The sequence below is a fragment of the Micromonospora sp. ATCC 39149 genome (assembly GCF_000158815.1).
In the GTDB taxonomy this organism is placed as follows: Bacteria; Actinomycetota; Actinomycetes; order Mycobacteriales; family Micromonosporaceae; genus Micromonospora.
In genome coordinates this window covers 1,812,112-1,820,181 of the sequence record NZ_GG657738.1, presented here as the reverse complement: position 1 = coordinate 1,820,181, position 8,070 = coordinate 1,812,112, and the positions used below count along the sequence as shown (strand labels likewise).

Here is an 8,070-nt window from a genome sequence, read left to right as displayed (position 1 = left end):
CCAGGCCGGCACCAGCGCAGGGCAGCGCCGCTCCGCCCGCCCGGACCGGGTTCGTCACGGCCACCACCACCTCCCCGCCCGCTAGGGCGATGCCGGCCAGCACCAGGTCCCGGCCCAGGGTGCCGGACCGGAGCCAGGGCGGCAGTCGCATGGTCCGATCCCACCACACCCGCCGCCGCGCCGGCTCCGACCACGGCACGAGGCCGGCGTCCGCCGAAGGAGCTGCGCCCGGCGTGGTCCATCGTTCGGGGTACCCGGATCTCGTCGCCCGGGCCGAGGGCGGGACACGCCGTGGGCGGCACGCTGGACCCCGACGGACAGGGGAGGTCGGCGTGCTGGTCATGGTCGTCGTCGGGTGCGAGATCGGGTTCTGGGTGCTGCTCGTGGCGGGGCTGGTGGCCCGCTACCCGTTGCGCCGCCCGCGCCTCGGCGCGGCGCTGCTGGTCTGCGTACCCCTGGTCGACCTGGTGCTGCTCGCGGTGACCGCGCTGGACCTGCGGCGCGGGGCCACGGCGGACGCCACCCACGGCCTGGCCGCCGTGTACCTCGGCTTCTCGGTGGCCTTCGGCCACTCGACGATCCGCTGGGCCGACCAGCGCTTCGCCCACCGATTCGCCGGCGGGCCGCCCCCGGTCCGGCCGCCGAGTCACGGCTGGGCCCGCGCCCGGCACGAGTGGCGGGAATGGGCCAAGGGCCTGCTCGGCTGGGCCGTGGCCTGCGCGTTCCTCGTCGCGGCGATCGTCTACGTCGTGTGACGCGCGAGCGCACCCGCGAGCTGTGGGACTGGGTCCGCACGCTCACCGTCGGCCTCGTGATCTGGCTGATCGCGTTCCCGGTCTGGGAGACGATCTTCCCGCGCCACCCCCGCCGCTGAGGTGGGGTACGCGCCGCACGGCGCGTCCGCCCGCACCAGTACGGTGTCAGGGCACGCGGGCCAAGAAGCGGCCAGTGGGCGAGGGAGAGCGTGAGGAGACCGGGATGGCGCACGGGGAGGCCGAGCAAGGCTGCGCCCAGGGAGAGTCCTGCCGGCCGGGCCACCACGAGCCGGCTGCGGCGAAGCACCCCCGCCGGCTCACCGGCGCGGCCCATCCCGCCGAGCCGCCCTGTGGCCGGCCCACGGAGCCGACGTGCGGCCGGGCCGGGTCGGTCGACGAGGAGGCCCCGGTGCCCCGCCAGCGTGCCACCGAGTCGCCCGCCGGCGGCGAGGCGGCGCGCGCCGCGGCGTGCCGCAGCGACCTGCCCGGCTGGGCCGGCGCGCACCCGCACGGCCCGGTTCGCCCCCGGCACCGGGCGGTCCGCCGGGAGCGCCCGCCGCGCCGCTGGTGCTGACCACCGGCGGCGACCCGCCCCGTGCCGGCCGGCGACGACGCCCCTGCCGACCGGCGCGGGCACCGCGACGCCGGGTGTGCCCGACAGCGGGTACGCCGGGGCCGTGCCGGCCTGCGGTCAGCCCGGCGTGCCGGTCAGCGGGTACGGCGGCGTACCAGCAGCGCGATCCCGGCCAGCCCGAGGGTGATCACCAGCATCACGCCGACGTTGAGCAGCAGCAGCCGCTGCAACTCGTCGAGCGCCTCGTCGATGTCCTTGGCCGGGTTCAGCAACTCGTCCGGCAGCACCCGCTCGCCGCCCCCGACGCCGCCGCTGACCGAGTCGAGCTGCCGCTCCAGCGGCACCCCGACCGTGCGCAGCGTCTCGGACATGCTGAGCCGGCCGAGGAACCAGCCGGCCTTACCCTTGCGCGCCGGGTCCGGCTGCTTCGCCGGCCGGTAGACCCGGGGGCCGCCCTTGGCCAGCGGGTAGAGGTCGTACGTCTGGGTGGGGATCTCCCCGACCAGCAGCACCACCGTGTACTTCGGACCCAGGTCGGCGGGCTTCGGCCCGCTGGCCGCGCCGGTGCGGCCGAGCCAGCTCACCTGGTCGACGACCGCGACCACCTCGGCGGGGTGGGTGGGGGCCCGCAGCCGCAGCGGCTCGGCCAGCCGGTCGCCGGTGATGTCCACACCGGCCGGTAGGGTCTGCTTCGGCACCGTACCGGCCAGCGCCGTGCTGGCGGTGGCGGCCGCGTCGGCCAGCGCCGCGCCCGTCGTGACCCCGCCTGCCGTCGCCGTGCCCGCAGCCCGGACCGGCCCCGCCAGCGCCGTCGCCAGCGCGGTCGCCAGCAGCGCTCCCGCTGCCACCCCGCACAACCGCCGTACCTGTCGGACCATCGCCGCCTCCTCGCCCCGTTCGATTTGGGTGGCTTCGCTGCAGGTCACGCGTTGGTCGGTCGAAGGCGGTGACCATGCCCACAGGGCGGGGCGCCCACCTGAAAGACTGCGCAAGACGTCGATCGGTTGCAGCTGTTGGATCGGGAATTGGAACTATCTGCGATCTCAGCTCGACTGATTGCTCAGCCGTAGATCAGCGGGCGGATAGTACCTTTACGGAGGTGTTCATGGGGGGCAGGTTCCCACGGATGGTGCGTGGCTGGATAGCCGTTCTCGGTGTGTCGCTCGGTGTGTCGCTCGCGCTGCCGGCGTCGCCGGCCGCCGCGCACAACTCGCTGAGCGGCAGCAACCCGGCCAACGGCGCGCGGGTGGCCAAGGCACCGGACCGGATCGAACTCCGCTTCCTGGCGAAGCCGAATCCGGGTACGACGAAGATCACAGTCACCGGGCCGGACAATGTGGTCGCCCTCGGTGGGGAGCCGACCTTCTCCGGCACACGGGTGCGGATCCCGTTCGCGCCCGGCGCGGCCGGCCTTTACATCGTCGGGTACCAGGTCACCTCCGCCGACGGCCACCCGATCAAGGGCGAGTTGCGGTTCACCCTCACCACCGGCACCCCGGCCCAGCCCCCGTCGCCGTCGGCCACGGCGTCGGAGCCCCCGTCGCCGTCCGGTGCCCCGCCGTCGTCGGTTGGCGCGGCCACGCACGGCCCCGCCAGCGCCACGCCGGTCGCCGACGAGTCGACGCGAAAGGGCCCGCCCGGCTGGCTCTGGGCGCTGGGCGGGGGGCTGCTGCTGTTGCTCGCCGCCGTCGCCGCCGTGTTCGCCGTGCGCCGCCGCCGCTCCTGAGCGCGCCAGGTCGCGTACCGGATCAGGGCAGGCGTCGCGTACACCCGATCAGGGCAGGCGCAGGCGGGCGGCGCGCAACCGGGCGAGGGTGCGCTCGCGGCCCAGGACCTCCAGCGACTCGAACAGCGGCAGGCCGACGGCGCGGCCGGTGACCGCCACCCGCACCGGCGCCTGGGCCTTGCCGAGCTTGAGACCGCGCTCCGCGCCGACCGCCTCCAGCGTGGCCTTCAGCGAGTCCGCGTCCCACGACGCGAGCCCCTCGTACGCGGCGACCGCCGCGTCGAGCAGCTCGGCCGCGCCCTCCTTCATCGCCTTCGCCCACGCGGCCTCCTCAATCAGCGGCGAGGCCAGGAAGAGGAAGTCGACGTTCGGCACGATCTCGCTGAGCACCGCGATCCGGGTCTGGGCCAGCGGGGCCACGGCGGCGAACGCGTCGGCGTCGAACTCCTGCGGCTGCCACGGCGGCGGCGCGATGGTGTCGGTCCCGGTCAGCCACGGCCGGCAGGCGGCCACGAACTCGTCGATCGGCAGCGCCCGGATGTACTCGCCGTTGAACGCGCGCAGCTTCTTCTCGTCGAAGAACGCGGGGGAGGGGTTGACCTCCTCCAGCCGGAACTCCTCCTCGATCACCGACCAGGGCACGATCTCCCGGTCGCCCGACGGCGCCCAGCCGAGCAGCATCAGGTAGTTGCGCATCGCCGCGGCCAGGTAGCCCTCGTCCCGGTACGCCTCCAGGGCGACCTTGTCCCGCCGCTTGGACAGCTTCTGCCGCTTCTCGTTGACCACCACGGGCACGTGTGCCCAGATCGGCGGCTTGACGCCCAGCGCGTCCCAGAGCAACTGCTGCTTCGGCGTGTTGGGCAGGTGCTCCTCGGCCCGGATCACGTGGGTGATCCCCATCGTCATGTCGTCGATGACGTTGGCCAGCAGGAACACCGGCGATCCGTCGCCCCGGGCGATGACGAAGTCCTCGATCAGCCTGTTCTCGAAGGTCGGCTCGCCCCGGATCAGGTCGACCACCACGGTCTCGCCGGTGTCCGGCGTGCGGAACCGCAGCGCGCGCCCCTCGCCCGCCGCCAGGCCCCGGTCCCGGCAGAAGCCGTCGTAGCCGGAGTACTGCGAGCCGGTACGCGCCTGCACGGCCTCCCGGGTGCAGTCGCAGTAGTACGCCCTGCCGGCCTCGTGCAGTCGCTGCGCGGCGGCGCGGTGCTCCCCGGCGTACGACGACTGGAAGTAGGGGCCCTCGTAGCTGCCCCGGGCGATGCCGATCCAGTCCAGCGCGGAGAGGATGCCCTCGGTCCATTCGGGCTTGTTGCGCGCCGCGTCGGTGTCCTCGACGCGGAGCACGAACACCCCGCCCTGTTGCCTGGCGTAGATCCAGTTCTGTAGGGCCGAGCGGGCGCCGCCGACGTGGAACATTCCGGTCGGCGAGGGGGCGAAGCGTACACGTACCGTCACGTGCCCCAGCCTACGGCCGCCGGCCCGCCGGTAAGGAGGGGCCCCTTGTTAACGCTTTCGGTATAGGAAGGCCCCCCTGCAAACACCTGCGCCCCACCCTCACGCCACCCCACCCTCACGCCACCCACGCTCATGCCACCCCGCGGATCTTGACCACCAGCGCGCTGCCGACGAGGGTGACCGCCGCGGTGACCGCGTACAGGGTCGGGTAGCCGCCCAGGTGCACCACGATCGGGGCGGACAGCGCCGGGCCGAGCACCTGTGGCGCGGAGTTCGCGATGTTGATCACCCCGAGGTCCTTGGCCCGGTTGGTGGCCGCCGGCAGCACCTCGGTGATCAGCGCCGCGTCCACCGACAGGTAGACGCCGTAGCCCGCGCCGAGCAGCACCGCGGCGACCATCGCCATCGGCCAGACCGGCGCGGCGGCCAGCAGCAGTGCGGCCACGGCCATCACCAGCCCGGCGGTGATCACGTAGACCTTCCGCCGGCCGGAACGGTCGGAGAGCCGGCCGGATACCACGGCGGTGAGGATCATGCCGAGCGTGTAGAGCAGGATCAGCACCAGCAGCCCGCCCTCCGGGTCGGGGTAGCGCACCCCGTCGGCGAGGAAGTACAGCAGGTACAGGGTGCCCAGCGCGTTGCCGAGCTGCACCAGGAACCGGGTGAGCCAGGCCCAGGCGAAGTCCGGGTGCCGGCGCGGGCTGATCCACATCGAGGCGAGCAGCGCGCGCGGCCGTAGCGCCGGCCGGTGCTCCCGGGGCAGCGGGTCGTCGGCGGTGAGCAGCGCGAACGGCAGCGACAGCAGCAGCACGGCCAGCGCGATCGTGGCGTACCCGGCGGCGTTGCCGGTCACCACCGCGGTCACCAGCACCGCGCCGAGCACCAGGCCGAGCGACTGCGGGATGCCCACCCAGCCGGAGACGCCGCCGCGCTGGAACACCGGCACCCGGTCCGGGATGCCGGCGGTGAGGCTGGCCAGCATCGCGTTGAAGCAGACCTGGGCGGCCACCCAGCCGACGGCCACCCCGGCGATGGTGTCCTGCCGGGCCAGCAGCAGCAGGGCGAGCGCGCCGAGGACCGCGCCGCCGGCCGTCCAGACGTGCCGGCGGCCCAGCTCCCGGCCGCCCAGCCGCAGGCAGGTCCGGTCCGACAGCGCCCCGGCGAGCGGGTTGGCCAGCACCGCGGCGAGCGCGCCGAGGCCGGTGACCACGGCGAACATGGCCTCCTTGTCGCCCGGGGCGATCCGCTCGATCTGCTGGGGCAGCAGCACCTGGATCGGGGTGAAGAAGGCCATCCAGACCCCGAGGTTCGCCGCGAAGATCAGCGCGATCCAGCTCCGCCGGACCGGGACGGTCGGCTCGGCGAGCGCGGCGGGCAGCGACGCCGACATCGGGTCGATGGTGGTCACGGCCGCTACTCCGCGTCGGGTGTGGCGCGGCCGGCGGCGTCGCTGGGCCGGATCACGGCGTCGCGCAACCAGGCGTACGACGACTTGGGCGTGCGGGTCCCGGTGCCGAAGTCGACGTGCACGAGGCCGAAACGCTTGGTGAAGCCCTCCGCCCACTCCCAATTGTCCAGCAGTGACCAGACGAAGTACCCGGTGACGTCCACGCCGTCGTCGATCGACGCGCGCAGGGCCCGCAGGTGGGCGTCGAGGTAGGCGATCCGGTCCGGGTCGTGGACCCGGCCGTCGGCATCGGGTACGTCTTCGTAGGCGCAGCCGTTCTCGGTGACCTGGATCGGGGGCACCCGGTCGCCGTACCGGTCCGCGCAGGCCGGTGAGCAGCTCGCGCAGCCCGTCCGGGGCGACCGGCCAGCCGAACGCGGTGCGCGAGTAGTCGGCCAGTTCCACCAGCTCGAACGGCAGCGGCGAGTCGGCCTCGGGTGCCCGTACCCCGGTGGGGTTGTAGTAGTTGACGCCGAGCACGTCGATCGGCGCGGCGATGACCGCGAGGTCGTCGCCGCGCACGAGCGCCGGGTCGAGGTCGAGGATGTCGGGGTAGCCGAGGCCGAGCAGCGGGTCGGTGAAGAGCCGGTTGTGCAGCGAGTCGTACGCGTGGGCGGCGGCGAGGTCGGCGTCGGTGTCGCCGGCCGGGCGCACCGGCGAGTAGTTGTTGGCGATTGCGATCGGGCTGGTGGTGCGGGCGCGCAGCGCGGCGACGGCCAGCCCGTGCCCGAGGAGCTGGTGGTGGGCCGCCGGGAACGCGTCGAACAGCAGCGTCCGGCCGGGGGCGTGCTCGCCGGTGCCGTAGCCGAGGCTCATGTGGATGAACGGCTCGTTGAGGGTGATCCACAGCTTCACCCGGTCGCCGAGCCGGGCGGCGACCAGGTCGGCGTACTCGGCGAACCGGGCGGCGGTGTCCCGGTGCAACCAGCCGCCGGCGTCCTGGAGGGGCTGCGGCAGGTCCCAGTGGTACAGGGTGGCGACCGGGTCGATCCCGGCGGCCAGCAGGTCGTCGACGAGCCGGTCGTAGAAGTCCAGGCCGGCCGGGTTCGCCGGGCCGTTCCCGGTGGGCCGCACCCGGGGCCAGGCCACCGAGAAGCGGTACGCCGACACCCCGAGCCCGGCCATCAGCGCGACGTCCTCGGCGTGCCGGTGCCAGTGGTCGCAGGCGACGTCGCCGGTGCTGCCGTCGGCGATCAGCCCCGGGGTGTGCGCGAACGTGTCCCAGATGGAGGGTCCCCGGCCGGCGGCGGTCGCCCCGCCCTCGATCTGGTACGCGGAGGTGGAGACTCCCCAGCGGAATCCGACCGGGAACTCGGGCAGCGGCTCGGTGGTCATGCGCACTCCAGGCGGCAGGGGCCGGCGGCGTCCGCGGGCGCGGGACGCGCGACGTCCATCGGACACCGGCCGGATGGCCGGCGAACGTGAAACGTGTTCGGACTCTAGGACGCGGACGGGGTTTGCGCCATAGGTCGGCGGCGATCGGCGCGCAAGGCTTTTCGGCGTGTCTTTTCCGAAGTCGTCCGATTAAGTCCGATTTAGCGCATAGAGTGCCGAATATCGCGGATGTCCTCAGTGGGGGAAGAACGAAAATGATCCTCGTGGAACGCAGTGCGCACGTGATGGCGCCGGTGGAAGCGGTCTGGGAAGTCGTCCAGCGGGCCGAGCAGTTGCCGGCCTGGCTGGCGGGAGTTCGCGCGGCGGAGGTCCTCTCGGGGGAGGGCTTCGGCCGGCGACAACTGGTCCAGGCCGGGCGCGGGTCGGCGCACGAGGCCGAGGTGATCGCCTACCAGGAGCCGACCCTGATCGGCTGGCGGGAGCGCGCCAAGGGTGCCGGTGCCCGGGCCGAGGCTCGCACCGAGATCTACGTCCAGCTCACCGCAGACGAGGAGGAGGGCGGGACCATCGTGCGGCTCATCGTCGTACGCTGGCCAGCCGGCCCGGTCAAGGCCGCCCTCCTTCGGCTCGGGCTGCGGCGGGTCGGCGCCGACCTGGAGGACTCGCTGGCCCGGTTGACCGACCTGGCCGCCGTCGGTTGAGGGTCACGTCTCACGGCGCCATCCGCGACGGCGGTGGCCCGGCACGTCCCGGCCAGGGGCGTGGCGGACCACCG

Annotated in this window: 6 protein-coding genes and 2 pseudogenes; 4 read left to right on the top strand and 4 right to left on the bottom strand. The window is 73.8% G+C overall.

Annotation, left to right across the window (positions count from 1 at the left end; translation table 11 throughout):
* Nucleotides 1-332 precede the first annotated feature (332 nt).
* Both MCAG_RS07415 and MCAG_RS07410 read left to right on the top strand, forming a co-directional pair.
* A pseudogene (locus MCAG_RS07415) lies at nt 333-874 on the top strand (hypothetical protein).
* A gap of 104 nt (nt 875-978) precedes the next feature.
* Nucleotides 979-1,329, top strand: a complete 351-nt coding sequence (locus MCAG_RS07410; RefSeq protein WP_007072343.1) for a hypothetical protein — start codon at nt 979-981, stop codon at nt 1,327-1,329.
* A gap of 134 nt (nt 1,330-1,463) precedes the next feature.
* Here the strand turns inward: MCAG_RS07410 and MCAG_RS07405 are convergent, their stop codons facing one another.
* Nucleotides 1,464-2,207 carry a hypothetical protein gene (locus MCAG_RS07405; protein WP_007072342.1) on the bottom strand — a complete coding sequence of 248 codons (744 nt, stop codon included), beginning with the start codon at nt 2,205-2,207 and terminating at the stop codon, nt 1,464-1,466.
* A gap of 227 nt (nt 2,208-2,434) precedes the next feature.
* On the opposite strand from MCAG_RS07405, the gene MCAG_RS07400 reads away from it, so the two are divergent.
* Nucleotides 2,435-3,055, top strand: a complete 621-nt coding sequence (locus tag MCAG_RS07400; protein WP_036372730.1) for a copper resistance CopC family protein — start codon at nt 2,435-2,437, stop codon at nt 3,053-3,055.
* A gap of 48 nt (nt 3,056-3,103) precedes the next feature.
* Here the strand turns inward: MCAG_RS07400 and gltX are convergent, their stop codons facing one another.
* The 3 genes and pseudogenes from gltX to MCAG_RS07385 all read right to left on the bottom strand — a co-directional run bounded on the left by gltX (nt 3,104) and on the right by MCAG_RS07385 (nt 7,295).
* The gene (gltX, locus tag MCAG_RS07395) at nt 3,104-4,513 is read right to left on the bottom strand and encodes a glutamate--tRNA ligase (protein ID WP_083802216.1); all 1,410 of its coding nucleotides are present in this window, start codon (nt 4,511-4,513) and stop codon (nt 3,104-3,106) included.
* A gap of 130 nt (nt 4,514-4,643) precedes the next feature.
* Nucleotides 4,644-5,921, bottom strand: a complete 1,278-nt coding sequence (locus tag MCAG_RS07390) for an MFS transporter (RefSeq protein ID WP_036372722.1) — start codon at nt 5,919-5,921, stop codon at nt 4,644-4,646.
* A 5-nt stretch (nt 5,922-5,926) separates the two neighbouring features.
* Nucleotides 5,927-7,295 (bottom strand): annotated as a pseudogene (locus tag MCAG_RS07385) (GH1 family beta-glucosidase).
* A gap of 254 nt (nt 7,296-7,549) precedes the next feature.
* Here MCAG_RS07385 and MCAG_RS07380 point away from each other — a divergent pair.
* Nucleotides 7,550-7,996, top strand: a complete 447-nt coding sequence (locus MCAG_RS07380; RefSeq protein WP_007072337.1) for an SRPBCC family protein — start codon at nt 7,550-7,552, stop codon at nt 7,994-7,996.
* Nucleotides 7,997-8,070 lie beyond the last annotated feature (74 nt).

Excerpts from the sequence above, each read along its gene's own strand:
- MCAG_RS07410 (WP_007072343.1), top strand. The coding sequence starts at position 979 with ATGGCGCACGGGGAGGCCGAGCAAGGCTGCGCCCAGGGAGAGTCCTGC.
- MCAG_RS07405 (WP_007072342.1), bottom strand. The coding sequence starts at position 2,207 with ATGGTCCGACAGGTACGGCGGTTGTGCGGGGTGGCAGCGGGAGCGCTG.
- MCAG_RS07400 (WP_036372730.1), top strand. The coding sequence starts at position 2,435 with ATGGGGGGCAGGTTCCCACGGATGGTGCGTGGCTGGATAGCCGTTCTC.
- MCAG_RS07380 (WP_007072337.1), top strand. The coding sequence starts at position 7,550 with ATGATCCTCGTGGAACGCAGTGCGCACGTGATGGCGCCGGTGGAAGCG.